This is a genomic window from Mucilaginibacter sp. HD30 (assembly GCF_054061755.1).
In genome coordinates, this window is the sequence record NZ_JBSSEO010000001.1 from 1,829,602 (window position 1) to 1,856,454 (window position 26,853).

The following is a 26,853-nucleotide window of genomic DNA, read 5'->3' on the forward strand; positions in this document are numbered from 1 at the left end:
CAAGTGCCGCTATAATAAAAAAAGGCCTTCCGAATACCGGAAAGCCTTTAATCTGTAAAATCACCAACAAATTAGTGAGATCCTGTAATTTATTTTACTGCGTCAACAACTGCTTTAAAAGCATCAGGATTGTTCATCGCTAAATCAGCCAATACCTTACGGTTTAAACCGATGTTTTTAGCGTTTAATTTACCCATTAATTGTGAGTAAGAGATACCGTACTGACGAGCACCGGCGTTGATACGTTGGATCCAAAGCGCGCGGAATTCGCGTTTTTTGGTCTTACGGTCGCGGTAAGCATATTGTAAACCTTTTTCTACTGTGTTTTTAGCAATGGTGTAAACCTTGCTGCGTGAACCCCAATAACCTTTGGCGAGGTTCATGATCCTTTTCCTGCGTCTTCTCGACGCTACGGCGTTAACTGAACGTGGCATTTTTTGTTGTTTTTGGTAGTGAGTGCCTTTTAAAGGACTTTAATACTCTAATACCTGGTTAATTAATTTGTTAATTACTTTCCGATTGCAAGCATACGTTTTACGTTACCCATATCAGCATCAGATACTAATGTTCCATGAGTAAGGTTACGCTTACGTTTAGTGCTCATCTTGGTTAAGATGTGGCTTTTAAACGCGCTCTTTCTTGCAATTTTACCGGTTCCAGTAAGCTTAAAACGCTTTTTAGCACTGGAATTGGTTTTCATTTTTGGCATGTCGTTATTTATTTTTGTTAGTTACAGGCGTTTCTCAACGCTTTATCTTCATCTGTACATCTGTATAAAACAATCTGCACATCTTTAAATCTTACTCAACAAACTTCATCTGCACATCCGCACATCTGAAATCTGCACATCGCTATTTTTTACCCAGCTTAGGGGCAACGGTTAAAAACATCCGCTTTCCTTCCAGCTTTGGTAATTGCTCCACCTTGCCTACTTCTTCCAATGCTTGTGCAAAACGCAGCAGCAATATCTCGCCCTGCTCTTTGTAAACAATTGCACGGCCCTTAAAGTGTACGTAGGCCCTCACCTTTTCGCCTGCTTCTAAAAACTTGGTGGCATGCTTCAATTTAAAATCAAAGTCATGGTCATCAGTGTTCGGTCCGAAGCGTATTTCTTTAATAACAGTTTGCTTGGCGTTACTTTTTATCTCTTTAAGCTTCTTCTTCTGCTCGTAAATAAACTTGTTATAATCAGTTACTTTACAAACCGGCGGAACAGCGTTAGGCGATATCTCAACCAGATCCAACTCTTGCTCTTCAGCTATTGCTAAAGCATCTTTTAAAGCATAAATACCCTGCTCTACATTGTCGCCCGTTAAACGAACTTCTGCGGCCCTGATAAATTGATTAATGTTGTGTTCAGCTTCTTTCTTCTTGAAAGGAAGCCTTGGTCCTCTGTTGAATGGTTTGTTTAATGCCAAGTTATACGGTTATTTCTTTTATTATTTGCTTTTTTAATTCTTCAATACTCATGCTTCCCAGATCACCCTGCCCATGTCTGCGAACAGAAACCTCATTTTGTTCGGTCTCTTTTTCGCCAACTATCAGCATATAGGGGATCTTTTTAACCTCAGCGTCGCGTATCTTACGCCCTATCTTCTCGTCCCTGAAGTCAATTAGCCCGCAAATATCGGAATCTTTTAACTCATCTGAAAGTTTTTTTGCATAATCTTCATACTTTTCTGAGATAGGCAAAATAATAAATTGCTCCGGCGACAACCACAGCGGGAAATTACCTGCGCAATGCTCAATCAACACAGCAACAAAGCGCTCCATTGAGCCAAACGGCGCACGGTGGATCATTACCGGGCGATGCTTTTGGTTATCGCTGCCGGTATATTCCAGTTCAAAACGTTCAGGCAGGTTATAGTCCACCTGAATGGTACCCAATTGCCATTTACGGCCAATGGCGTCTTTCACCATAAAGTCCAGCTTAGGGCCGTAAAAAGCGGCTTCGCCTAACTCAACAACGGTTTTTAAACCTTTTTCTTCGGCAGCTTCAATAATAGCTGATTCGGCCAGGGCCCAATTTTCGTCAGTGCCTATATATTTAGCTTTATTTTCAGGATCTCGCAGCGAGATCTGTGCAGTGTAGTCTTCAAAGCCCAGTGCGCCGAACACGTATAGTACCAGGTCGATTACTTTCTTAAACTCATCCTTTACCTGGTCGGGGCGGCAAAACAAGTGGGCATCATCCTGCGTAAAGCCGCGCACACGGGTTAAGCCGTGCAGCTCGCCGCTTTGCTCGTAACGGTAAACGGTACCAAACTCCGCCAAACGCACCGGAAGATCCTTGTAAGAGCGTGGTTTTGTTTTATAGATCTCGCAATGATGCGGGCAGTTCATTGGTTTTAAAAAGAACTCCTCTCCTTCCTGCGGGGTTTTTATCGGTTGAAAAGAATCAGCACCATACTTCTCATAGTGGCCGGAAGTAACGTACAGATTTTTGTGGCCGATGTGCGGCGTAATTACCTGCTCGTAACCGGCTTTAACCTGGGCCTTTTGTAAGAAGTTGGTTAAACGCTCACGCAAGGCGGTGCCTTTCGGCAACCACAAAGGCAGGCCCATACCCACTTTTTCAGAAAAAGCAAAAAGTTCCAGTTCCTTACCTAATTTACGGTGATCGCGTTTTTTGGCTTCTTCCAAAATACGCAGATATTCAGTCAGTTCGCTTGCTTTAGGGAAAGTAACGGCATAGATACGGGTAAGCTGCTTACGGGTTTCATCGCCGCGCCAGTAGGCACCGGCAACACTCATCAACTTAACAGCCTTTACAAAACCTGTATTAGGGATGTGCGGCCCGCGGCACAGATCAGTAAAGTTTCCTTGTGTATAAAAAGTAATGGCGCCATCAGGCAGATCCTTTATCAGATCCAACTTGTACTCATCCCCTTTTTCTGTAAAGTAAGCTATCGCATCGGCTTTGCTAACAGGTTTACGGGTAAACTCCTCTTTAGCCTTAGCCAGTTCCAGCATTTTATCTTCTATCTTTTTAAACTCTTCTGATGAAAAGGGTTTGTCACCAAAATCAACATCATAGTAAAAACCGGTCTCGATAGCCGGCCCGATACCGAATTTGGTGCCAGGATATAGTGCCTCCAACGCCTCGGCCATCATGTGGGCCGATGAGTGCCAGAAAGTTGATTTGCCTTTTACATCGTTCCAGGTCAATAACTTAACCTGCGAGTCTTTTTCTATAGCGCGGTTGGCATCCCAAACCTCGCCATCAACTTCGGCTGCTAATACGTTTCGTGCTAAACCTTCAGAGATAGACAGCGCTATCTGCATAGAAGTAATTCCCTGCTCGTACTCACGAACGGAACCGTCGGGTAGTGTAATCTTGATCATCTACAAACATGATTTGTCGCCCCTGTCCAACCCTCCCCCTAAAAAGGAAAGGCTTTTAAAAAGCCACGGTTTAAAAATTTAATTTTTAGTCAATCGCCTACTAACGCGATCTTAATTTTGTGACGCGAATTTAGGATTTTTATCTGTTATATAAAACCAGATAAACGTTATGGTTGGAAAAATGAGATGAAAAGAATTGCCGGTAGAGAAGGCGGTCAATACTATGTGTGATAGTCTATAGACCAGAAAGCCTTAAGCGGATGGTACGGTCTGTTTTGATGGGGGTAAGTTCTGGCTCTATCAAAGCTTACTAAATACAATCTTAGTAGCGCTGAAATTTCTTCCGCTTCCAGCGAAAAACGCCCTTGGTACGATTGATGATGTGGCTTTTCCAGTTGTCAAATCTACCCCCAACTATTGCGGCTCCGCCAATGGCGAGTATGTATATCATTGCTATTACAAAAACACCTACTGCATAATACACCCAGTTTTCCATGGCTTTAAATATTAGTGTAATTGCAATAAAACAAGCTTCATGCCAAAACCAGAAGTGGCTGATATAGGCTAATTGAGTTTTTCCTGATAATTTTCGCGGACATGCTGGTTAATATATGTCGTTAACCCCTCACCTTTTTGAGCTAAGCGCTGCATTTGAGCGATATGCTTTCTGCCTGAACTTTGAATTGTATACAGATACACCGAGCCATCCCTGAACTTTATGCTGATACCATCGGGCACAATTTCATAAGCAATAACGCCGGTATTTTTTTCTGCTGATAGGTAGCGTTGCATAGAGAAATCCATGCAAATTGGCTGCCACAAAATCGTATTTCGTAAATTTAAAATCGTAAATTAAACATTCCCCCATCCATGCGCCAGCACATCGGCCAGGTGCATGGTTTTTATCGATAGACTATTTTTGTCTATGTAGCTTTGCAGATGCAACAAGCATGAAGCATCGGTAGATATAATATAATCTGCGCCGGCCTCCGTAGCAAAATCAACTTTTTGCTGGGCCATGGCGGCGGATATCGCATCAAACTTAACCGCGAAGGTACCGCCGAAACCACAGCAGGTATCACCTTGTTGTAAATCAACCAATTCTAATCCCAATACATTTGATAAAAGCTGACGCGGTTCTTCCTTGATCTTGCATTCGCGCAAGGCCGAGCAGCTGTCGTGGTAAACAGCTCTGCCTTCCAACTCAGCGCCAAAGTTGTCAAAATGGATAATGTTTACCAGAAAGTCGGATAACTCAAAAATATTACCTTGAACATTACGGCAATGGTTATGCACGGTTGTGTTGGTAAACAGATCATTATAATAATTCTTCACCATGCCCGTGCATGATGCTGATGGCGTAACAATTACGCTGTCATCTGAAAAGCCATCCAAAAACTTACGTCCAATTGTTTTAGCCTCGTCCCAAAAACCGGCGTTAAACGCCGGCTGACCGCAGCAGGTTTGCTCCGGGTTATAGTGTACTTCACAGCCTGCCTTTTCAAGCAGTTTCACAGTATTAAATGCAGTATCCGGAAAAAGCTGATCTATAAAGCAGGGAATAAACAATTCGGTTTTCATCGGTGGCTAATTTCAGAAAAACTTTTGAGTAAGCCATAACCCAATGTAATTACCTGCACAACATTACTTTTGCAGTACCATTACCCCGTTCACTATAAGTGTACTACCTTTTTCAGCAACTATATTATATACCTTTTGCGTGCCTTCGGCATGTTCGTTTTTTTGCAAAACGGTGTAAGTTTCGTATTTTCCGCTTGCTTCGTCCAGGCAAAGCACTTGTTCGCCTAATCCTATATCACCTATTTTGCTGTTGCCGTTTTTGGTTAACATGGGGTGATTAGGTGTAGCTTTGACAACTTTTGCAGATAAATTAATCTTCAAACCATTAACGGCATCTTGCTCCTTTGCCGCTACTAAAACCAATTGTGTAAGTGCATAGTTTTCGGGCTCGTGTTGGGTAAGCTCTTTAACAACTGTTGCAGACGATTGATGTGTAACCGGGTCAACGGTAATAATCTTATCGCCGCTTTTTACGTCCTTCAATTGCTTTTTCGCACCGTTGCTCATCGTAACCAACTCATCCCCCGGGAAACAGATAGCCGTGCCATACTTTGCCGATTCGTCTTTAGAAACCTTACCTCCGTTAATTACCTTATAATGTTGAAAGCTCAACTCTTTAGAAAGCACGTAAGAAAGCTTCAATATAAAGTTCTTTTCTACCTTGTTAATATTGTCAATATCATCAAAGTAAGTTTCCCAAACGGCGGCATCGGCAGTAAAATTAGGTACAAGCGCCTGGTACTTTTTGCCGGTTTCTGAGGTGTAAAACACCATCAGGCCTAATTCCTGCAAACCTTCGCGGGCTACAAATTTGTACAGGTCTATGCGCTTTTTCAAACCATCGCTGCCGGTAATAAAGTAAGGTTTGCGGCCCTCGTACCTATCCAGTACAAATGTGTTTTCAAATTTAACATAGGTTTCTTCATCCAAGTTGGCTATGGAGAAGGTTTTGCCTTTCTTGTATTCGTCCATAGTTAATGGCCGCGGATTAGGGGTTGCCGTTTGGCCAAATGCCAACGTACCTATAACAAGCAAACAAATAGTAAAAAGTGATCTGCGCATTGTTTTAATATTTTAAGCGATATTATTTATTATGAGATCTGTTTAAAGGCTTCGGCAAAGGCTGTCATCTCATCCATAGTGCCTATGCTTACCCGACAGTAATGCTGGTTTGCTATTTGCCAGGTACGGATACCTACGCTGCGTTTAGCCATTTCTTCAGCAAACTTGCGTCCTTCCATTTTAATTGGGAACAGAACGAAGTTAGTAGATGATGTAATGTAGTTGTATCCCTCCTTTTTCAACACGCTGTAAAGAAATTCTTTAGAGGCATTGGTTTTTTTAAGTGCATCCTGCAAAAAGGCAGTTTCGTTATAGCCAGCTATGGCGCCTGCCACAGTTGTAGCCGACATGTTAAATGCCCCTGATGTTAAATTACCTAACATATCAACCGTTTTGGGTTGTGCAATTAAATAGCCGCAGCGTAAGCCTGCAAAACCGTAAAGTTTTGAAAATGTACGCGCTACAATAACATTATGCCCGGCTATAACCGCGCTCATCATACTTGCAGCTTTCGGGTCGGGCAGGTAATCAATGTAGGCCTCATCAATAAACACAGGTGCTTTCTTTGACACCCGCTCAATAAAGGCTTTCAGCTTTGCAGTGTCTAAAATAGTGGCGGTAGGATTATTTGGATTGCAGATGTAAACCAAGCCGGTATTATCGTCTACCTTAGCTTCCATCGCATCAAGATCAAGTTTAAACTCGGGTGTTAGCGGTACTTTTATCCATTTTCCGCCAAAACCTTCGGCTGTTGATGGCAGGTCGTCGTATGACGGATCACCGGTGATGATACTTTTCCCTCCTTTGCTATACTCCATAGCTGCAGCTAACAGTAAAGGCGATGAACCTGCATTCATCAAAATATTTTCGCGCTTAACGCCCTCAAACGTTGCTATTTTATCAACCAACTGGCCGTAAAGATTTATTGGATATCTAAAACCAATATCAATGGTATCCTGTATGGCTTTTTTAACTGCGGGCGACGGCCCGAACGGGTTTTCGTTCGCGTTCAACCGCGCCTTTAACTCGGGTGGAATGCTCTCTAAAAAAGTTTGCTCTTTTATAGCTGTGGTTTTTGCCCGTGTTAATACCGGCATGGCCGATAATTTTTCTACGCCACCGCGCAGAAAAGCCGCGCCACCGGCCATTAAAGCGCTGGTTCTGATCCAGGTTCTGCGATTGATGTTTGCCATATCCTTTTAATTTATGTGTTAATTTAACCTTTAGTATTATTGGCCGGGTAGCTCACCCGCTGCTCTGTTACCCTTGCATGAACAGCGGCCACTACGCTCCGTGCCGACTCAAATGCACCTGCCATCCAGGCGTTTAAATACGTCATGTGTTCACCGGCAAAGTATACCTGTCTGTCTGGTTTTAATAGTACCGGGTAATAGTTTTTACGGGTATCGGTATCATACTCGGCCCAGCCGCCCATATTGTATTTGGTGTTGTGCCAGCTTACCGAGAACGATTTTTCAAACTCTTTATCATACTGTGGATGTATCAGCCGGCCCTTTTTCAGCGCCAGCTTCTCGCGGTCGGTATAGCTTAACTTGCCTGTGTTATGGGCCTTTTCCTCAAAGTTATAATAGCCTATCAATATTCCTTTTTTGCCCAAATAATCGTTTGATGGGTAAAATATCTGCGTAAGCTCGTTGTTGGTATGGGTTATACCGCCGTAGATCTGATCGTCCTCTTCCCAAAACCTGCGCTTAAACTGCAGACCTATTTTACCTGTTTTTATATAGGCAATGTAATCAATGGCCCTGCTTACATCGCCAGAAAAATTTGTGTTGATATTACTGAGTACCGGCAGCGGTATAGTGCATATGCACAGATCGCCCTGCAACTCGTGTGCGCCAGTCGCATCTTTGTAGGCAACTTTAACGCCTTCGGCTAAGTTGGTAATGGCGGTAACCTCGGCATCTAATTTAAGCATTGTAGCTACCTTAGCTTGCAATGCTTTCGCAATGTTATCCATCCCGCCAACGGCCTGGAACATCGTCATTTGCAACTCGTAGGTATATTCAGCCACATTATAAAAATCGGGGTCTAATAAACCGGAGTGCAGCATATCGGCTAATTTATTCGCTTCGGCCACCTTTCCCGACTGATTGCCTGCCCCGGGTGCTTCGGTATAGCCGCGACGGGCCGATGCCTTGTAGAGCTTGTCAATATCCAAACCACCTTCGGCAGCCAGGTACATCATAACTTTCTCTACATCTTCTTTACCAAGGCCGGCATTTAAACCGCTTTTATCAATACTTTTAGATAGCAGTTCGGTCATGTAACCGCGCATATCGTTATGCACTTCGCGCGCCCGGATCTTTTTGTTGGATAATGGCCCTGTTCCTTCGGCAAAATAATAGGCACCCTCGTTAACGTTGTTATATACCTGGATGGGTACACCCAGTTCTTTGCAGTATTGTAAAGTTAGTTTGTGGTGGTGCGGAATGCGCGATGGGCCGGCGTTAAAGTAAAGGTCCGGGTCGAAAGTTGCAGTGGCGGTTGGTCGGTCAATTTCGGTATTGGTAGCACCGTTACGGATGCTGAAACATCGCCCGCCTGCGCGTTTGCGGGCCTCTAAAATGGTACAGTTATAACCTAATTTGGTGAGCTCATAGGCACACGTCATACCTGCTAAACCACCTCCCAAGATAATGATCTTTTTGCCGTTACCGCTGCCGGGCAAATCAAACGCATGTGCCTCTGATGGTTTTAACATACCCAAAGCCAACATAGCCGGATACGCCGCTCCTGCAAGCATAGCGCCTTTACTCAAAAAATTTCGCCTGGTAAATTTTTCCAATTTATGCAGCTTTATCAGGAAGTTTTCAGTTAACTAAAATGCTTGCGGCATTTATAGCGGGAAATTAAGAAAAAAGAGGGACAAAGAGAAATTTCACATTGCAGGAAACGCAAAAAATCAACTATTTTAAAATATTTCCCACTCTCAATCGTCCATGATCATATGTATCCAACCTTATTAGCTTTACACTCCTTAACCCGATGGCTGGTATTAGGCAGCCTGATTTTTGCCATTTTTCGTGCTTACAGGGGTTGGCTATTAAATAAACCTTATTTAAAGTTTGATGATTCGGTAAGACACATTACTGCCACAATAGCGCATATCCAGTTAATACTGGGCGTTTGTCTGTATTTTATCAGTCCAATTGTTTCTTATTTCCTGCATAACTTCAGCACAGCAGTGCACGAGCGTATCATAAGGTTTTTTGGTATGGAGCATATTTTTATGATGCTGATCGGGATAATTGTTATTACAATAGGATCTGTAAAAGCTAAAAAAAAAGAGAGTGATAAGCAGAAATATAAAACAATGGCAATTTGGTTTACAGTTGGTTTGCTTATAATTCTCAGTTCAGTACCATGGTCGTTTTCGCCACTGATAAGCAGACCTAATTTTAGGGGGTTTTAGTGGCCAACCTCTTAACGAGGCTGATTCAATTGTTATTGCCGGGCTGTAATCTTTAACAACTAATCTTTAATCTCTAGGCCTTAATCACTAATTTAGCGGCCTTATAAAACAAGGGGAGACAGCATTGGATTACTTAGCGGGATTGAATACCGAACAGGCGGCGGCCGTACAGCAAATACACGGGCCGGTAATGATTATAGCCGGTGCAGGTTCGGGTAAAACAAGGGTTATTACTTATAGGGTGGCGCACCTAATTGCCAACGGGGTTGATCCGTTTAATATACTGGTGCTTACCTTTACCAACAAAGCCGCACGCGAAATGCGCGAGCGTATAATGCACCTGGTGGGCCCTGAAGCGAAGAACATATGGATGGGCACCTTCCACTCGGTATTTGCCAAGCTGCTGCGGGTTGAAGCCGATAAAATAGGCTACCCCAACAACTTTACTATATATGATACCGACGATAGCAAGAGCGTTTACAGGGCCGTTTTAAAAGAAATGAACCTGGATGATAAGCTGTACAGCGTAAACTTTGTACTTAACCGGGTATCGGCTGCTAAAAACAACCTCGTATCGTGGCAGGAATATCAAAACAACGAGCAGATACAGGCCGACGATTTTTCAAGCGGTCGCGGTATGTTGGGTAAGATCTACGAGACCTATGTTAACCGCTGCTTTCGTGCCGGTGCTATGGATTTTGACGATTTGCTTTTTAAAACCAACGAGTTGCTGAAACTTTTTCCGGAAACGCTTAACAAGTATCAGCATAAGTTTAAATATTTAATGGTTGATGAGTATCAGGATACCAACTTTTCGCAATACCTGATTGTGAAAAAGCTTGCGGCAGTTAACGAGAATATTTGTGTGGTGGGTGATGATGCGCAGAGTATCTACGCATTCCGTGGTGCCAATATCCAGAACATACTCAACTTTGAGAAGGATTACCCAGATCTGAAGATTTTTAAACTGGAGCAGAACTACCGGTCTACACAAAACATAGTAAATGTTGCCAACAGCATTATCGCCAATAATAAAGAGCAGCTTAAAAAGAACGTTTTTTCTGAAAAAGAACAAGGCGACCGGATAAAGGTTATGCGCGCTTTCAGCGATAACGAGGAAGGCAACATAGTTGCTGAAGGGATAATGCAGGAGCGCAGCACCAAGGGCCTTAAATGGCATGATTTTGCCATTTTGTACCGCACCAACGCACAGTCGCGATCAATGGAGGAAGCCCTGCGAAAACTGGGTATTCCTTATAAAATATATGGGGGCCTCTCCTTCTATCAACGTAAAGAGATTAAGGACCTGATAGCCTATTTCAGGCTTACATTTAACCCTAATGATGAAGAAGCGCTTAAACGCGTAATCAATTATCCCAAACGCGGTATAGGTGATACAACTGTAGACAGAATAATTGTAGCAGCAGATAAAAATGCACTTAGTCCGTTTGAAATTATATTGGAAGCTCCCAGGTATTTAGAAAAAGCACCAGCGCAGTTAATGGCTTTTGCTACCATGATACAGAGCTTCCAGGTGTTAACCAAAACACAAACAGCTTATGAGGCGGCTTTATATATAGCCCAGCACTCGGGCCTGCTGAAAGATCTGTACGAAGATAAATCTGTTGAAGGACTTAACCGTTACGAGAACATACAGGAATTGCTTAACGGTATTAAGGAGTTTAGTGAGCGCGAGGATCTGGAAGAGAAAGGTCTGGATGTTTTTATGCAAGACATTGCCTTGCTTACTAATGATGATAACGATAAAAACAAGGATGCTGATACGGTATCGCTAATGACCATACACTCTTCAAAAGGGCTGGAATTTCCGCAGGTATATGTAGTGGGCTTAGAGGAAAATCTGTTTCCGTCGCAAATGTCGCTCAATTCGCGCAGTGATCTGGAAGAAGAGCGCCGGCTTTTTTATGTTGCCATTACCCGGGCAGAAACTAAGTTATCATTAAGTTACGCTACATCCCGCTTTAAATTTGGTACACTTATAAACTGCGAACCAAGCAGGTTTTTAGATGAGATAGACGCGCAATATCTTGAGCTTGATTTTACTGCAAAGCCTGCCGCAAGCAGCAGTTCATCTTATGATGATGAACGCACGGCCTGGGGGCGCAGTGACAGTTTTTCAAAGCCTAAGCCTAAAACTGGAACCAACGCACCGGTTAAAACCACATCTATACTGGCAAAGGCCCATGTACCGTCGGTTAATTTTAAACCTTCGAATACATCAAACCTGCAGGTGGGTATGGAAGTAGAGCATGAGCGTTTTGGTTTTGGCAAAGTGATAAGCATGGAAGGTAACAAGCCCGATATTAAAGCGACTATTTTCTTTAAAGAAATTGGGCAAAAGCAATTGCTTTTAAAGTTTGCCAAGCTATCCATTGTAACCAATAATTAATTAATTACCCAATTAATGGGGAATTAACGCCCCAAAATTAAATCCCGATAACAAATTTTGTTGCCTTTCAGCTTAAATATGCCTTATAATTAATATGGCATACGTTTTGGTTTCGTAATGATAACCCAATTTTTTTCACAATTAAAAAATTAAAATCATGAACGAAAATTTGAAGAAGAAGACCAACAAAAGTGTAGGCAAAAACATTCGCGCTTTCCGCCATCAAAATGGCTGGAGCCAGGAAGATGTGGCAAATAAATTGGGCATATCAATACCCGCCTTTTCAAAAATTGAAACCGGCGTAACTGATATCAATCTTTCGCGTCTTGAGCAGATCGCTAATATCTATGAAGTGAATGTTGTACAAATATTGTCAATGGATGCCGAACAACCTATTGATCAGCAACCTTCAAACTTAAGTATTGTTCAAAAAAAGCTACTTGACCGCGAATCAGAAATAGTGAACCTGCAACGCAAGGTTATTTTATTGTATGAAGAATTGCGTAACAGCAAGATCACTTCATAATATAAAAGCGTTTAAGTATCTCCCTAACTAATACTAACTAAATGACGTTCCAAACAAGGCGGTTGCATGATTGTATATGTTTGGCCTGGTTTTAGCACGCTATTAACTGATAAAGAAATTGCAGTATAAATCTGAATTAATACTAAGCCATGGCTAATTATTTGATATCAACTCAGGCAAGCGGTGCAACAACTACAGACACCATACACGATGCTGAAACCAAGTTAAAAGTTAAGGCAATAAATCTATTAAGTGCTGTGTTTACCCCCAGTAAAGGCGAAGTAAGATTTTTTGTAACAGCCGGCGACGAGCGAATAGCATTTGAAACACGCGGTTATCGGCGGCACCGGAAAGACCTTATTTTACATATGATATCATGGTATTGCGCTTATTCGGGATGGATGGAAACAGCCACCATACATCCTACATGGCCCAGCTAAAACGGTAAGCGTTTATTATGACGATTCTGATTCCCTTTCCGGTTCGTGCAACATATCGCTCATTTCAATAATTTTATCGTCAATTTCAGCCACACACTTACCCATTAGGTTGATGCACTCTGCCTGGTCAACTAATCCTTCATTTTCCAAATTCATAAGGCCTTTAAGAGTAGCTATGGGCCCACGTATCTGGTGCGACAAATAAGATGAGTATTCTGACAACTTTCTATTCTTTGCTTGCAGGTCTTTGGTTCTTTCGTCAATTATTTCTTCAAGGTGGTGATTTATTCGATCCAGATTATCTTTTTGCCTGGATATCTCTTCGTTAAGCTGTTGTAATTGCAGGTTGGTTGTAGCCTTACGTTTAACGCTAACAAATAATAATACAATAACCACCGCTAACAAACACGCCACAACTGTAACAGCCCAGAATTTTATCACAGATGTTTCTGCATCCTTTTTATCCGATAAATCTTTTACGGCCTTAGCATTTTCCTTTTTAAAAAATTCAAATCTTACAGATGCGTTGCTACGAAAACTTACACTGTCTTCCTGATAAATATTGATAAGATAATCCAACGCTTCTTTGTACTTCTTACGTTTAAGAGCCATTTCATAGGCAGTATGTTTGTAATCATAAATATCCTTCTTATTATCAATAAGGATAGAATATGTACGACCCTCGGTAAGATATTTTTCAGCTTCTGTAAAATTCCCCTCAGAAACGTAAAGATCCGTTAACGTAAGATTAATCGCCGCCAATGACGACTTCATGTCTTTTGCTTTAGCTTTGTCATGCGCTTCCAATAAGAGTGCTTTAGCCTTCGGAAAATCACGCAACTGGTAATATAAAAAACCTAAATTTTCCAGACATTGTACTAAAATAACGTCGTTTTGTAGAATAGTAAACAATTGCAGCGCCTTGTTGTAATGGGTCTTAGCTTGTTCATAAGCATTTTTGCGGTTATAAATATTGCCCATGTTAAGGCTTAACGAAGCTATCAGATTTGTATCACGGTACTTGTTTGCAATAACTTCGGCCTTGCTAAAATATTCCAACGCTTTATCGTAGTCAACAAGCTGATAGAGGTTACCTATGTTATTATTGACCTTTGCTGCTCCACGTTCATCTTTTAGTTTTTCGTAGATGGTAAGCGACTCAAAATATCGGTTTAAAGCGCTGTCAGGGTTGTTTAGATAATACTGGCCAATGCCTTTAATGCGATAGGCCTCGGCAACACCACGTTCAAATTTTAGTTGGGAGGCAAGTTTCAGGGCTCTTTCCGCATAAACAACGGTCTGCTTAGGGTCAATAAGGCGGTTGTCGTAGCCATGTTTATTTAACGCTATTACTTCATTTGTATCCTTAGCCGTAACATCCTGATTATTATTTGCGTATACAAAGCTAGTAACTAATAAAAAAAGCAAACACGCGTAGATTTTCCTCATTAAATCACTTTTACGTTTAATTATGGTGAAAGTTATAAATAATAAGGTATATATTTTTCATTCTGCAAAAAAACAAGGGTAAATGGAGAAATTATTTTTATGAATGTTGCTTTGTAATTAATGAAACATATACATATATTTGCCCTGTTAAGTGTTTGAATATCAAAATTATACAAACTAGTTATTAACTATTAAATTTTAAAAATATAGATAAAGAAAAAAGGGGAACATAGCGAAAACCGATAGTTAAATGCCAGATAAGAATGGCCGGATTGCAAGAGCAAAGCATAAAAACTCGTGATACATATTAACTATTAATTAATACATGTAACCTATTTTTTATAAAATATCATAATAAGTTAAAAAAATAAGAACTATGAAAAAATACATTTTAACTACAACATGGGTTTTTCTTTTTGCAGTATTGGTAGCCTGCACAAAAAGAGAAGTTATAAGGATAGACCGAACTGTTTTTTCTTTGAATAATTTTTCAACAAAAAGTTTTCTGGCAACAGCAGACTAACATAAATAACACATCAATCAATTAACTATTACTCTAATTATCAAATCAAAATATCATGTCAAAGATCATCTTAACAGCAGCAATCGTATTATCAGTTGGAATATTGTCATTGATAAAAACTATCACTCCAAATACAACTGAAAAAGCAACATCTCTTCAAGTTGAGAAAGTTTCGGTTAACAACGGAGTAGCTGTATTGGCAACTGCAGACTAACTCGATTTCGACAGAAATTGAAGTATTAAACACGTATAAGCATTATAAAAATTAATAAACATTATAAGAATGAAAAAAATTACTATCGTTTTAGCAATCCTTTTATCAATAGGAATCAACACAACTTTTGCTGTTTCAGCTATAGGTGAGAAAAACAATTTAGGTACTGCCGATAGAACAGGCGAGAAAAACAACTTAGGTACTGCTGACAGAACAGGCGAGAAAAACAATTTGGGCACTGCTGACAGAACCGGCGAAAAAAACAACTTAGGTACTGCTGACAGAACCGGCGAAAAAAACAACTTAGGTACGGCCGATAGAACCGGCGAGAAAAACAACTTAGGTACGGCCGACAGATCTTAATATAACCAGAAATAGTATTTAACCAATTACAACAATATACATAACAACGATCATGAAAAAATTCATCATAGCAGCAGCAATCATTTTAACAGCAGGTGTATCTACGACTTTCGCGGGCGAGAAAAACAATTTAGGAACAGCCGACAGAACTGAGAAAAACAACTTAGGTACTGCTGATAGAACCGGAGAGAAAAACAATTTGGGTACCGCTGACAGAACCGAAAAAAACAACTTAGGTACTGCTGACAGGGCTGAAAAAAACAACTTAGGTACTGCTGACAGAACTGAAAAAAACAACTTGGGTACCGCCGACAGATCTTAATAATAAACCAACATATACTAATCAAATTAACCTCAACAATCACATTATAAAATAACGATCATGAAAAAATTCATCATAGCAGCAGCAATCATTTTAACAGCAGGTGTATCTACAACTTTCGCCGGCGAAAAAAACAATTTAGGAACAGCCGACAGAACTGAGAAAAACAACTTAGGTACTGCTGATAGAACCGGAGAGAAAAACAATTTGGGTACCGCTGACAGAACCGAAAAAAACAACTTAGGTACTGCTGACAGGGCTGAAAAAAACAACTTAGGTACTGCTGACAGAACTGAAAAAAACAACTTGGGTACCGCCGACAGATCTTAATAATAAACCAACATATACTAATCAAATTAACCTCAACAATCACATTATAAAATAACGATCATGAAAAAATTCATCATAGCAGCAGCAATCATTTTAACAGCAGGTGTATCTACAACTTTCGCCGGCGAGAAAAACAATTTAGGTACCGCCGACAGAACTGAGAAAAACAACTTAGGTACTGCTGACAGAACCGGAGAGAAAAACAATTTGGGTACTGCTGACAGAACTGAAAAAAACAACTTGGGTACTGCTGATAGAACCGAGAAAAACAACTTGGGTACTGCAGATAGAAACGAGAAAAACAACCTGGGTACTGCCGACAGATTTTAATATAAAACTAACTACACATATAACCTCAACAATCACATTATTAAATAACGATTATGAAAAAATTTATCATAGCAGCAGCAATCATTTTAACAGCAGGTGTATCTACAACTTTCGCCGGCGAGAAGAATAATTTAGGCACCGCCGACAGAACTGAGAAAAACAACTTAGGTACTGCTGACAGAACCGGAGAGAAAAACAATTTGGGTACTGCTGACAGAACTGAAAAAAACAACTTGGGTACTGCCGACTAAGTCTTTAAGCATTTAGTAATTAAAATATCTCAGAAAGAACCCACTACACTTCAGATGAAAAAGATATCCATCACAGCTGTATTACTACTTTCAACCGGATTAACTGCTTTATCAATTAGTCGCAAAAGCGAGAAGGTGGATTTGAAATTGGAAAAAAAGATACTTGCAGAAAAGACCACAACTACCACATTAACTGCAGCGTTGGCTACTGCCGACTGATCAGTAACCCTGAATAACTATCATTTTTTTACTAAGCACCTGCCCCCCTACCTGCATACTGTAAATGTATACACCCGGCGTAAGCCCGTTAAGTACAGCCTCCGTTTCCTGGTAACCTGCATTTTGGTAGGCATCAAATAAATTTCTTACAAATTTACCTTGCATATTATAAAGGTTTATTACTACCCTGCCCGCTTGCGATAAACTAAACCCGACGCGTGTGCGCGTTGAAGCCGGATTAGGATAATTTTGATTTAACCCTATCAGCAGCAACTTATCATCAATTGCCTGGTTAATGGCATCAAACCACACAAAACTAATTAGTTTATACCCAGCCTCGTTAGGATGCACAACATCCTGATATAAATTAAAGTCGCGCCCCAGGGCCCGGTTTATATCTGCAAAATACACTTTATAGTCTCTCGCCAACCTTCTGTATAAGCCGTTTATTTGGCCAACATATAAATTCGCCGTTTTAAGGTTTTGGTTGTTCTTGTCATTGAAGAACTGTATGGATCCTATAATTGGTATAAGATTATTCTTTAACGAGGTTTCAATATAGTAACGCATATTGGCCTCGGTTTGTCTTATGGTCATAGTTTTGTTAACCAAGGCCAGGGCATCATTAGCACCTATCAATATCAACACAAAACCTGTTTTATCAGCTATAGCTCCGGGGAACCGTTTTAAGCCCTGTGTTGAGGTCTCGCCTGATACAGCATCTTTGGTTACGGTAACAATAATACCTGTATAGCACGACTGTATGTTGTTTTTAAGAAAATTCTGAAAAGAAAAACCACCTACACCATTTACCGTGCTTGCGCCAAATGTGGTTACATTGATGCTGTCCTTTGAATAAAAACGAGCAGCCGCGCTGCAACTGGGTAGCTGCGCATATGCTGTTAAATTAACAAAGCAAAATAAAATACAACCGTAAATTATCTTCCGATAATCCATTTAATCAATAATAAATAATGGGTTAAATGCAAAGATATAAAAGCATTATGGCATTTCATTCATTATGCTAACTACCTCGCCATAATTAGGTAAAGATTTACATAAGCAGAAAAATACCTGCTATATTTGCTCAAATTTTATGCCTATGCAAACTATTAAGCAATATGTTGAGCAAAATAAAGAGCGCATGCTGAATGAGCTGTTTGAATTGCTTCGTTTCCCATCTGTTAGCGCAGACCCTGCATTTAAAGCAGATGTGTTAAAAACTGCCGATTATGTGGCAGAAAAGCTACGCCAGGCCGGTGCAGATAAGGTTGAAGTTTGCCCAACGGCCGGTTACCCAATAGTTTATGGCGAGAAATTGATAGACCCTACCAAACCTACTGTTTTGGTTTATGGCCACTACGATGTGCAGCCTGCCGACCCACTGGACCTATGGAAAACCCCTCCCTTTGAACCCACCGTGCGCGATGGTAAAATATATGCCCGCGGTGCCTGCGATGATAAGGGTCAGTTTTATATGCATGTAAAAGCTTTTGAGCTGATGATGCAAACCGATACCCTGCCCTGCAATATTAAATTTATGATTGAGGGCGAAGAAGAAGTAGGCTCTGCCAACCTGAGCATATTTGTTAAAGCTAATAAAGAGCGCCTCGCTGCCGATGTTGTGCTGATATCTGATACATCCATGATAAGCATGGAGCATCCATCATTAGAGACCGGCCTGCGTGGTTTGGCGTATCTGGAGGTAGAAGTTACCGGCCCTAACCGCGATCTGCACTCGGGTGTGTATGGTGGTGCGGTGGCTAACCCTGCAACCATACTGGCTAAAATGATAGCATCTTTACATGATGATAATAACAAGGTAAATATTCCCGGTTTTTATGATGATGTGATTGATTTGACCGATGCCGAGCGCAAAGAATTAAACGCCGCGCCTTATGATGAAAATGAATATAAAACCGATTTGGATATAAGCGAGTTATGGGGTGAAAAAGGTTACAGCACCTTTGAACGCACCGGCACCCGCCCTACCCTTGAGGTAAACGGTATTTGGGGCGGCTATATTGGCGAGGGTGCCAAAACCGTACTCCCATCAAAAGCCAGTGCAAAAATATCAATGCGGTTGGTGCCTAACCAGGGCTCTGATAAAATAACGCAGCTGTTTACAGATCATTTTAAGAAGATTGCTCCGCCATACGTAAAGGTAAAGGTTACGCCCCACCACGGTGGCGAGCCTGTAGTTACCCCTACTGATAGTGTGGCTTATCGCGCAGCACAAAAAGCTATAACAGAATCTTTTGGTAAAGCGCCTATACCTACCCGTGGTGGCGGCAGCATACCTATTGTGGCCCTTTTTGAAGCAGAATTAGGTATTAAAACGGTACTGATGGGCTTTGGTTTAGATAGCGATGCCCTGCACTCTCCCAACGAGAAGTATGATATTTTTAACTACTATAAAGGCATTGAAACAATCCCGCTTTTCCATAAGTATTTTACGGAGTTGAGTCGTTAGGTTATTAGTCAATTGTCATTAATTTGTTACTAGTTATTGGTCAATTGTAACTAAACAGGTTGGATGACCAATGACAAGTGACTAATGGCTAAATAGAAAATCTCTCACACCGCTCTAAAAACCCTTTATCAGCATCGGCGCCAATGCCGGGGGTATCGTCAATATCTAAAAAGTAGCCGTTAAACCTTACGCCGCCGATGCATGGGTTTTGCAGGTGACCTATCATGCAGGTATCCATATCGTAAAATTTAATGTTAGGGCTGGCGTATACAAAGTGCAGCTTGGCGCTCAGTGCAATGCGGCTCTCTAACATGCCGCCCATCATGCAGGGTATGTGCTTTTCGGCAGCGGTATCGTGTATCTTCCTGGCCTCAAATATCCCGCCTGATTTTGACATCTTGATATTAATATAATGGCAAGAGCCACTGTTGATCTGCATACGGGCATCATGGTGGTTGTACACACTCTCATCAGCCATGATCTTAACCGGCGATAGTTGCATCAGTTCGGGCAGGCGGTCGTTATGCCAGGTGCGCATGGGCTGCTCACAAAACTCGATGTTATACTGCCCAATGGCCTGCAAAGCATATACAGCGGCGTCAAAACTCCAGCCCTGGTTGGCATCAACCCTTATTTTTATATCGCTACCAACGGCCATTCTTATCAATCTGATGCGCTCCACATCTTCGGTAGCTTTTTTACCCAGTTTTACCTTTAATATGCCGGCACCGCTGCGTTTAAAATCAAGCGCTTTTGCTGCCATTTCTTCGGGAGTGCCTAAGCCAATGGTAATATCGGTTTCTACCACGCGTTTATCACCCCCTAAAAACTTATAAAGCGGCAGGCCTGCGTTTTTAGCTGCAATATCATACAGGGCCATATCAAAGGCGCTTTTTATGGTGGTGTTGCCGGAAGTAAAATCATGCAGTTGTTGCAGGCGGGCGGGTATATCCAACGCATTCTGCCCCGTCCAAAGTCGCGCAAATTCGCGGGCCATAGCCAAGCAGGTTTCCTGCGTTTCGCCAACGATCATCGGGAAGGCAGAACACTCTCCCACCCCATAAAACCCGGCATCTGTATGCAATCGTATAAATACATTTTGAGCATAATCCATAGTGCCGGTGGCTATGGTAAATGGCTGCATGGGGATGCTGAAGCGGTATATATCGGTGTGGGTGATGATCATAAAGGTAAAGGTAATATTTCCGGATGTTAGAATATCGGATTTAAAATATTGAATATGAACTTGCATAGTTAGGGCCGGCATCCTGAAATTCGAAATCCTGAATAAAACCGTCTTGCTTATTTAAAAACAATTACCTTATATTTGCAGTACTACTTCTGTACTACAATTCAATTTTAGCCTACGTTGCCTTTTTAACAGGAAACCTGCCTGGCTAACTTAAAACTTTCTTAAAAAAACAACATAACATGGCTCAAAATACTATGCCTGAATTTGATTATAATTCAACCAGGAACAAACTCATCCTGTCGGAATATGGCCGTAACGTGCAAAATATGGTTAAATATATTGTTGCGTTACCCACTAAAGAAGAACGCAACCGCTACGCACAGGTTGTGATAGACCTGATGGGTTTTTTAAACCCGCATTTGCGCGATGTGGCTGATTTTAAACACAAGCTGTGGGATCACCTGCACATTATATCTGATTTTAAGATAGATGTTGATTCGCCGTACCCTAAGCCCGAAATGGATGCTATCCATATTAAGCCTGAACCGTTAAAGTACCCTAACCAGCGCATACGCTACAAGCACTACGGCAAAACTATTGAGATGATGATAGAAAAGGCTAAGAGCATTGAAGAGCCCGAGCGCAGGCGCCACATGGTGCAGGCCATTGCTAATTTTATGAAGATGGCTTACGTGCAGTGGAACAAAGATTCTGTTGCTGATGAAACCATTTTAGCAGACCTGGTGGCGTTGTCAAAAGGAGAATTAAAGGTTGACGAAAACATAAGCTTGAGCAAAGTTGAATATCGCCCGCCTGTACAAGCGCAAAACAACCGCGGACGGAACAACAATACGCAAAACCGTGGTGGTGGTGGCGGCGGTGGCAGCAACAATAACCAAAATCGCGGTCGCACTAATAACAATAACAACAACAATAATAACCAAAACCGCAACCGCAACAGCGGTGGCCCGAAGAAACATTAATAGGTAATTGTTCATGGTTTATGGTTAATAGCAAATTTACTATGAACCATAAACCATGAACAATGAACCAATAAAGAACCAAAAATGAAAGACGCTTTCGAGATAATTGGCGGCAAGCCATTAAAGGGCGAAATAACGCCACAGGGTGCTAAAAACGAAGCACTGCAAATACTTTCGGCGGTATTGCTTACCAGCGAAAAGATAACCATAAGCAACATACCCGATATAAAAGATGTAAACAAGCTTATTGAGCTGTTAGGCGACATGGGTGTAAAAGTAGAGCGCCAAAAACCTGACACATATACATTTGAAGCTAAAAACATCGACCAGAATTTTTTCCAGTCGGCGGCTTTTAAGTCAAAAGGTGGCAGCTTACGTGGCTCTATTATGATAGTAGGCCCGCTGTTGGCGCGTTTCGGCAAAGCATCAATACCCAAACCCGGCGGCGATAAAATTGGCAGAAGGCGTTTAGATACCCACTTTTTAGGCTTTGAAAAATTAGGCGCCAAGTTTAACTATAATCCCGAAGACGGCTTTTTTAATGTCGATGCATCAAACCTGCAGGGCACCTATATTTTATTGGACGAAGCATCAGTAACCGGCACGGCCAACATAGTAATGGCGGCTGTTTTGGCTAAAGGTATCACCACCATTTACAATGCCGCCTGCGAGCCCTATTTGCAGCAGCTGTGTAAAATGCTTAACCGCATGGGTGCTAAAATCAGCGGCATAGGTTCAAACCTGCTAACTATTGAGGGCGTTACCGAGTTGCACGGTACAGAACACCGTATGCTGCCGGATATGATAGAGATAGGCTCGTTCATAGGATTAGCCGCGATGACGGGCTCTGAGATAACGATTAAAGATGTGCAGTATAAAGAGTTAGGTATGATACCTGATGTATTCAAACGCCTGGGCATTAAAATGGAGCTGCGTGGTGATGATATTTTTATCCCCGCACAAGAGCATTACGAGATAGAAACCTTTATTGACGGATCTATCATGACCATTGCTGATGCGCCATGGCCGGGCTTTACTCCCGATCTTTTGAGCATAGTGTTGGTAGTAGCCATACAGGCAAAAGGATCTGTTTTAATCCATCAAAAAATGTTTGAAAGCAGGTTGTTCTTTGTTGACAAACTGTTGGACATGGGAGCACAAATCATCCTTTGCGACCCGCACCGTGCTACGGTAATAGGTTTGGATAAGCAGGTTAAGTTGCGCGGTATCTCCATGACGTCGCCTGACATTCGTGCAGGGGTATCATTATTGATAGCAGCACTTTCTGCACAGGGTAAATCAACCATATATAATATAGAGCAGATTGAACGCGGCTATCAACATATTGATAAGCGCTTAAAAGCTTTAGGGGCTGATATTAAGAGGATTTGAGTGAGGTAAAAAGCTGAAATGTAAAAGGCGAAAGGTGGAAAGCTACTTTTCGCCTTTTGTTTTTTTGGGTTTGTCCGTACTTGCCCTTAACCCCTGCGGAGGGATAACATCACCAAAAACGTTTTTTAATTTATGCTTTTAGCTTTCGGCCTAAAAAACTTTTCGCCTTTTACCTTAAATATATATCTTTATCAAAACCGACCGTCAAAAATTGCATGCCCTATTTAAACAGACGAGCCAGCTATAACAATTTTATACTGATTTTTGTATTTCTTAAGATAGTTCTTAATCTGATGGCTATCTCCCGGTTCGGTTTTCATCGTGACGAGCTTTTGCATTTGGCCCTTGCAGATCATATGGATTGGGGTTATAAAGAAGTCCCCCCGTTTATAGCTTTTATTGCCAAAATAACACACCTGGCCTTTGGCGATTCGTTAGTAGGGGCGCGAATATTTACCACTATATGCGCTGCCATAATAGTGTGGCTAACAGGCAAGCTTACTGTTGAAATGGGCGGTAAAAAGTTTGCTATAGCATTGGCTTGCAGCGCCATTATCTTTTCGCCCTCATTTGCAGCAACAGGTTATCTTTTTCAGCCCGTGGTATTTGATCAATTGTGGTGGGTATTGATGGTTTGGCTAATGGTGCGCTATATTAACAACGACTCATCGCCTAAATACTTGTACTTTATAGGATTGGTTATTGGCATCGGCTTGCTCACTAAGTATACTATGGCCTTTTTTGCGGGCTCGCTTATTTTGGCGCTGGTATTTACAAAACAACGCCGCCTTTTATTGAACAAGCACGTAATAGGCGCTGCGCTCCTTGCTTTACTGATATTTTTGCCCAACCTGGTATGGCAATACCATCACAACTGGCCGGTATTTGGGCACATGGACGAGCTAAAAAAAACGCAGTTAAGTTTTATTCATCCGCTTGATTTTACCAAGCAGCAACTTATGTCGCACGGTTTAGCGGTTATTTTATGGCTTACAGGTTTTTTCTTTCTGCTATTCTCCTTCAAGCTGCGCAAGTTTCAATTTTTAGCATTTGCCTACCTGCTTATCTTTTTCTTTTTAATGGATATGAACGGAAAGGCCTATTATCTATTTGGGGCCTACCCTATGCTATTTGCCGCCGGGGGCTTTGGGTTTGATAGGTGGATAAAAGCTATCCTGCCTTTACGCATCGCTATATTGCTGGTTTTCATTATTCCTAATTTAATACTGTTGCCTATAGTTTTGCCTGTATTATCATTTAAACGCACGTTAAGTTTCTTTGATTATATTAATAAACATACCGAAGTACTCAAGTCTGTTACGGTGTGGGAGGACCGGCAGCACCACGCCACCACGCAAGATTATGCCGATATGTTAGGCTGGGATGAAATGACAAAAAAAGTGGCAGATAATTACAGCAGCTTCAGCCCCCACAAGCAGCGCGAAACCATTATTTTTACAACCAATTACGGCGAAGCCGGCGCTTTACGCCATTTAGGCAAGCGGTACAATTTACCGCTACCCGTTAGCCTGGCCAGCAGTTTCTCGCTATGGGCTCCGCCACAAATTAATGCCAAATATGTGATATATGTGAGCGATACCGGCGATGATGATATGATCTACTACAAAGACATGTTAAAGGGCCACGTAAAACTGGATAGCGTTACTAACACCTACGCCCGCGAAAAGGGTACTGATATATACTTATTAGAGCCCAAATCCGAGTTTTACCAGTGTTACCACCAACGTTTTATCAAAGCAAAGACATGGTAAAACATGCAAATTTGCGGATGTGCAGATATGAAGATGATTTTTTATTTTAGCGCACTATGCGGGGACTTAAGACCATCATTTTTTTGATCATATCAAACACCTTTATGACGTTTGCCTGGTATGGGCATTTAAAGTTTAAGGATTATGATTGGGGTAAAAATCTGGGCCTTATCTCCATTATCTTCATCAGCTGGGGACTGGCATTTTTTGAATATGTTTTTCAGGTGCCCGCTAACCGCGCCGGTTTTAAAGGCGATGGCGGCCCCTACAGCTTAGTACAGCTAAAAACAATTCAGGAGGCTATAACACTCACCATCTTCATGATCTTCTCTATCATATTCTTCAAAACAGAAAAATTTGCCTGGAACCATTTGGTCGGTTTCGCGCTGATAGTTTTGGCCGTTTTTGTGATATTTAAGAAATGGTGAGTGGATCCCATCCCATAGGAAGAGTGCCGTTAATAACCCAGTAATTATTGATTAAATAGACCTCGTAAGGCCTTTCACTTTCAATTTGCTTTTTTCCATAACCCTTGAATAAAATCGGTTCAGCAACTGCTATAGCTGCTTGTTCGTTTTTGAGTGCTTTTTTTACTAAATTAAAATTTGGTGCCCGCTCAGTTAGCGCCTCCTTTAGCTGTTTTCTGGCAGTTTCTATTCCCAATTTATCATGTTTTTCCTGGCAAGAAATAAACACGAATAACGAAATAATTAAAAACTTAAAATTCATTATCAAATTTATTACGGACACAAAAAAAGCCTTTTACATTTCGCAACTATAAAGATATTGCGTTTATAATATCGTACTGTGTAATAATCTCAATTTTACCCGCTTCATCCTCAACCAAAACGGCTATATTATCTTTATTGATCATACCTGATATTTTATCGATAGAGGCATTTAGGTCAACAAACGGGAACGGTGCGGTGGTTATATTTTTAACAGATTGAGATTTTAAAGAAGGGTTTTCAAGCAGTGCATTCAAAATATCACTCTCTGTTATTTTGCCTATCACCATACCTTGCTGCGTAACCGGTATTTGCGATATATTGAGCGACTTAATGGTATTGATGGCTTCTAAAACCGTTTTTTCAATATCAATAGTAACTATCTCAACACTTTCTTTTTTTCGGATGATATCTCGGGCGGTCAGCTTTTCATCTTTCAGGAAACCACGATCGCGTAGCCAGTCATCGTTATACATTTTACCCAAATAACGGGTACCATGATCAGGAAAAATGATAACAACAACATCGCCTGCTTTAAACCTGTCCTTCATCTGCAGCAAACCCGCCACAGCAGATCCTGTTGAATTACCCACAAAAATACCTTCTTTGCGGGCCACTTCGCGGGTCATTAACGCAGCATCTTTATCAGTTACCTTTTCGAAATGGTCAATCAGGCTAAAATCAACGTTAGCCGGCAAAAAGTCTTCGCCTATTCCCTCTGTGATATAGGGGTAGATCTCGTTTTTATCAAATATGCCGGTCTCTTTGTACTTTTTAAATACAGAGCCATAAGTATCAATACCCAATATCTGTATAGCGGGGTTTTTCTCCTTTAAATACTTAGCTATGCCAGATAAGGTACCGCCGGTGCCTACCCCGGCAATAACGTGCGTTACCTTGCCTTCGGTTTGCTCCCAAATCTCAGGGCCTGTAGACTCATAATGCGCCTGGCTGTTAGACAGGTTATCATATTGATTAGGCTTCCATGAATTAGGTACCTCGCGCTCTAAGCGAGATGATACCGAATAATATGAGCGCGGATCTTCAGGGTCAACATTGGTTGGGCAAACAATAACTTCGGCACCAAAGGCACGCAAAGCGTCAAACTTTTCCTTTGATTGCTTATCTGTACTGGTGAAAATACATTTATAGCCTTTTATCACCGCTGCAATGGCCAAACCCATACCTGTGTTGCCGGATGTACCTTCAATTATGGTACCGTTGGGTTTAAGCTTACCACTTTTTTCGGCATCCTCAATCATTTTAAGCGCCATACGGTCCTTAATAGAGTTACCGGGGTTAGTGGTTTCTATTTTCGCCAATACCGTTGCCGGTATATCTTTAGCTATTTTATTCAGTTTAACCAGCGGTGTATTGCCTATGGTTTCGAGTATATTGTTATGCCACATGTTGGTTGATTAATTAATTAAGTTAACGCTGTAAGTAGTTCTCAATTTTTCAAGTTAGTCGATGAGTAAGATGAATTGCCAATTTAATATGGCTTTATCAACC

At 41.4% G+C, this 26,853-nt stretch carries 31 protein-coding genes; 16 read left to right on the top strand and 15 right to left on the bottom strand.

What is annotated here, in order from left to right:
- Positions 1–89 precede the first annotated feature (89 nt).
- From rplT to ACVW2L_RS08885, 10 genes are all read right to left on the bottom strand, one after another.
- Positions 90–434: a 50S ribosomal protein L20 gene (gene rplT, locus ACVW2L_RS08840; RefSeq protein ID WP_377097889.1), complete on the bottom strand. Its 345-nt coding sequence runs from the start codon at positions 432–434 to the stop codon at positions 90–92.
- A 74-nt stretch (positions 435–508) separates the two neighbouring features.
- A complete protein-coding gene (gene rpmI / locus ACVW2L_RS08845) occupies positions 509–709 on the bottom strand; it encodes a 50S ribosomal protein L35 (protein ID WP_457127602.1) in 201 nt (66 codons plus the stop codon).
- Positions 710–851: 142 nt separating this feature from the next.
- Complete coding sequence (gene infC / locus ACVW2L_RS08850; protein WP_457127603.1) at positions 852–1,418, bottom strand: translation initiation factor IF-3; 567 nt, start codon at positions 1,416–1,418, stop codon at positions 852–854.
- Position 1,419: 1 nt separating this feature from the next.
- Entirely contained in the window at positions 1,420–3,345 is a 1,926-nt protein-coding gene (gene thrS, locus ACVW2L_RS08855; RefSeq protein WP_457127604.1) for a threonine--tRNA ligase, read from the bottom strand.
- A gap of 322 nt (positions 3,346–3,667) precedes the next feature.
- Positions 3,668–3,841, bottom strand: a complete 174-nt coding sequence (locus tag ACVW2L_RS08860; protein ID WP_457127605.1) for a hypothetical protein — start codon at positions 3,839–3,841, stop codon at positions 3,668–3,670.
- Between the two features lie 68 nt (positions 3,842–3,909).
- Positions 3,910–4,149, bottom strand: a complete 240-nt coding sequence (locus ACVW2L_RS08865) for a hypothetical protein (protein ID WP_457127606.1) — start codon at positions 4,147–4,149, stop codon at positions 3,910–3,912.
- A 48-nt stretch (positions 4,150–4,197) separates the two neighbouring features.
- Complete coding sequence (locus ACVW2L_RS08870; RefSeq protein ID WP_457127607.1) at positions 4,198–4,926, bottom strand: (Fe-S)-binding protein; 729 nt, start codon at positions 4,924–4,926, stop codon at positions 4,198–4,200.
- Between the two features lie 63 nt (positions 4,927–4,989).
- Positions 4,990–5,988 carry a Hint domain-containing protein gene (locus tag ACVW2L_RS08875; protein ID WP_457127608.1) on the bottom strand — a complete coding sequence of 333 codons (999 nt, stop codon included), beginning with the start codon at positions 5,986–5,988 and terminating at the stop codon, positions 4,990–4,992.
- A gap of 29 nt (positions 5,989–6,017) precedes the next feature.
- Positions 6,018–7,181, bottom strand: coding sequence for a pyridoxal phosphate-dependent aminotransferase (locus ACVW2L_RS08880; protein ID WP_457127609.1), 1,164 nt, complete (start codon positions 7,179–7,181; stop codon positions 6,018–6,020).
- 23 nt (positions 7,182–7,204) lie between these two features.
- Positions 7,205–8,797 (bottom strand): FAD-dependent oxidoreductase, encoded by a 1,593-nt coding sequence (locus ACVW2L_RS08885; RefSeq protein ID WP_457127610.1) that lies wholly within the window; start codon positions 8,795–8,797, stop codon positions 7,205–7,207.
- 162 nt (positions 8,798–8,959) lie between these two features.
- Between ACVW2L_RS08885 and ACVW2L_RS08890 the strand changes: the two genes are divergently transcribed.
- The 4 genes from ACVW2L_RS08890 to ACVW2L_RS08905 all read left to right on the top strand — a co-directional run bounded on the left by ACVW2L_RS08890 (position 8,960) and on the right by ACVW2L_RS08905 (position 12,800).
- Positions 8,960–9,424: a hypothetical protein gene (locus ACVW2L_RS08890; RefSeq protein WP_457127611.1), complete on the top strand. Its 465-nt coding sequence runs from the start codon at positions 8,960–8,962 to the stop codon at positions 9,422–9,424.
- A gap of 124 nt (positions 9,425–9,548) precedes the next feature.
- The gene (locus tag ACVW2L_RS08895) at positions 9,549–11,834 is read left to right on the top strand and encodes an ATP-dependent helicase (protein ID WP_457127612.1); all 2,286 of its coding nucleotides are present in this window, start codon (positions 9,549–9,551) and stop codon (positions 11,832–11,834) included.
- A 157-nt stretch (positions 11,835–11,991) separates the two neighbouring features.
- The gene (locus ACVW2L_RS08900) at positions 11,992–12,360 is read left to right on the top strand and encodes a helix-turn-helix domain-containing protein (RefSeq protein WP_457127613.1); all 369 of its coding nucleotides are present in this window, start codon (positions 11,992–11,994) and stop codon (positions 12,358–12,360) included.
- Positions 12,361–12,509: 149 nt separating this feature from the next.
- Complete coding sequence (locus ACVW2L_RS08905; RefSeq protein WP_457127614.1) at positions 12,510–12,800, top strand: hypothetical protein; 291 nt, start codon at positions 12,510–12,512, stop codon at positions 12,798–12,800.
- A 15-nt stretch (positions 12,801–12,815) separates the two neighbouring features.
- On the opposite strand, the gene ACVW2L_RS08910 is transcribed toward ACVW2L_RS08905, so the two are convergent.
- Positions 12,816–14,249: a tetratricopeptide repeat protein gene (locus tag ACVW2L_RS08910; protein WP_457127615.1), complete on the bottom strand. Its 1,434-nt coding sequence runs from the start codon at positions 14,247–14,249 to the stop codon at positions 12,816–12,818.
- Between the two features lie 578 nt (positions 14,250–14,827).
- On the opposite strand from ACVW2L_RS08910, the gene ACVW2L_RS08915 reads away from it, so the two are divergent.
- The 7 genes from ACVW2L_RS08915 to ACVW2L_RS08945 all read left to right on the top strand — a co-directional run bounded on the left by ACVW2L_RS08915 (position 14,828) and on the right by ACVW2L_RS08945 (position 16,801).
- The gene (locus ACVW2L_RS08915; RefSeq protein WP_457127616.1) at positions 14,828–14,986 is read left to right on the top strand and encodes a hypothetical protein; all 159 of its coding nucleotides are present in this window, start codon (positions 14,828–14,830) and stop codon (positions 14,984–14,986) included.
- Between the two features lie 69 nt (positions 14,987–15,055).
- On the top strand, positions 15,056–15,349 hold the full coding sequence (locus ACVW2L_RS08920; RefSeq protein WP_457127617.1) for a hypothetical protein: 294 nt from the start codon (positions 15,056–15,058) through the stop codon (positions 15,347–15,349).
- A gap of 52 nt (positions 15,350–15,401) precedes the next feature.
- The gene (locus ACVW2L_RS08925; RefSeq protein ID WP_457127618.1) at positions 15,402–15,671 is read left to right on the top strand and encodes a hypothetical protein; all 270 of its coding nucleotides are present in this window, start codon (positions 15,402–15,404) and stop codon (positions 15,669–15,671) included.
- 60 nt (positions 15,672–15,731) lie between these two features.
- Positions 15,732–16,001: a hypothetical protein gene (locus tag ACVW2L_RS08930; RefSeq protein ID WP_457127618.1), complete on the top strand. Its 270-nt coding sequence runs from the start codon at positions 15,732–15,734 to the stop codon at positions 15,999–16,001.
- A 60-nt stretch (positions 16,002–16,061) separates the two neighbouring features.
- Positions 16,062–16,331, top strand: a complete 270-nt coding sequence (locus ACVW2L_RS08935; protein ID WP_457127619.1) for a hypothetical protein — start codon at positions 16,062–16,064, stop codon at positions 16,329–16,331.
- 53 nt (positions 16,332–16,384) lie between these two features.
- On the top strand, positions 16,385–16,582 hold the full coding sequence (locus ACVW2L_RS08940; RefSeq protein ID WP_457127620.1) for a hypothetical protein: 198 nt from the start codon (positions 16,385–16,387) through the stop codon (positions 16,580–16,582).
- Between the two features lie 54 nt (positions 16,583–16,636).
- A complete protein-coding gene (locus ACVW2L_RS08945) occupies positions 16,637–16,801 on the top strand; it encodes a hypothetical protein (protein ID WP_457127621.1) in 165 nt (54 codons plus the stop codon).
- On the opposite strand, the gene ACVW2L_RS08950 is transcribed toward ACVW2L_RS08945, so the two are convergent.
- A complete protein-coding gene (locus ACVW2L_RS08950) occupies positions 16,802–17,758 on the bottom strand; it encodes a GDSL-type esterase/lipase family protein (RefSeq protein WP_457127622.1) in 957 nt (318 codons plus the stop codon).
- A gap of 145 nt (positions 17,759–17,903) precedes the next feature.
- Between ACVW2L_RS08950 and ACVW2L_RS08955 the strand changes: the two genes are divergently transcribed.
- Positions 17,904–19,274 (top strand): dipeptidase, encoded by a 1,371-nt coding sequence (locus ACVW2L_RS08955; RefSeq protein ID WP_457127623.1) that lies wholly within the window; start codon positions 17,904–17,906, stop codon positions 19,272–19,274.
- Between the two features lie 88 nt (positions 19,275–19,362).
- On the opposite strand, the gene ACVW2L_RS08960 is transcribed toward ACVW2L_RS08955, so the two are convergent.
- The gene (locus ACVW2L_RS08960) at positions 19,363–20,460 is read right to left on the bottom strand and encodes a mandelate racemase/muconate lactonizing enzyme family protein (protein ID WP_457127624.1); all 1,098 of its coding nucleotides are present in this window, start codon (positions 20,458–20,460) and stop codon (positions 19,363–19,365) included.
- Between the two features lie 245 nt (positions 20,461–20,705).
- Between ACVW2L_RS08960 and ACVW2L_RS08965 the strand changes: the two genes are divergently transcribed.
- The 4 genes from ACVW2L_RS08965 to ACVW2L_RS08980 all read left to right on the top strand — a co-directional run bounded on the left by ACVW2L_RS08965 (position 20,706) and on the right by ACVW2L_RS08980 (position 25,041).
- Positions 20,706–21,449, top strand: a complete 744-nt coding sequence (locus ACVW2L_RS08965) for a DUF4290 domain-containing protein (RefSeq protein WP_457127625.1) — start codon at positions 20,706–20,708, stop codon at positions 21,447–21,449.
- An 84-nt stretch (positions 21,450–21,533) separates the two neighbouring features.
- Positions 21,534–22,841 (top strand): UDP-N-acetylglucosamine 1-carboxyvinyltransferase, encoded by a 1,308-nt coding sequence (murA, locus tag ACVW2L_RS08970; protein WP_457127626.1) that lies wholly within the window; start codon positions 21,534–21,536, stop codon positions 22,839–22,841.
- 293 nt (positions 22,842–23,134) lie between these two features.
- Entirely contained in the window at positions 23,135–24,613 is a 1,479-nt protein-coding gene (locus tag ACVW2L_RS08975; protein WP_457127627.1) for a glycosyltransferase family 39 protein, read from the top strand.
- A gap of 56 nt (positions 24,614–24,669) precedes the next feature.
- On the top strand, positions 24,670–25,041 hold the full coding sequence (locus ACVW2L_RS08980; RefSeq protein ID WP_457127628.1) for a DMT family protein: 372 nt from the start codon (positions 24,670–24,672) through the stop codon (positions 25,039–25,041).
- Here ACVW2L_RS08980 and ACVW2L_RS08985 read toward each other — a convergent pair.
- The gene (locus ACVW2L_RS08985) at positions 25,028–25,342 is read right to left on the bottom strand and encodes an NTF2 fold immunity protein (protein WP_457127629.1); all 315 of its coding nucleotides are present in this window, start codon (positions 25,340–25,342) and stop codon (positions 25,028–25,030) included. The genes ACVW2L_RS08980 and ACVW2L_RS08985 overlap by 14 nt on opposite strands.
- Positions 25,343–25,388: 46 nt before the next feature.
- Positions 25,389–26,750 (bottom strand): pyridoxal-phosphate dependent enzyme, encoded by a 1,362-nt coding sequence (locus tag ACVW2L_RS08990; protein ID WP_457127630.1) that lies wholly within the window; start codon positions 26,748–26,750, stop codon positions 25,389–25,391.
- Positions 26,751–26,853: the final 103 nt, after the last annotated feature.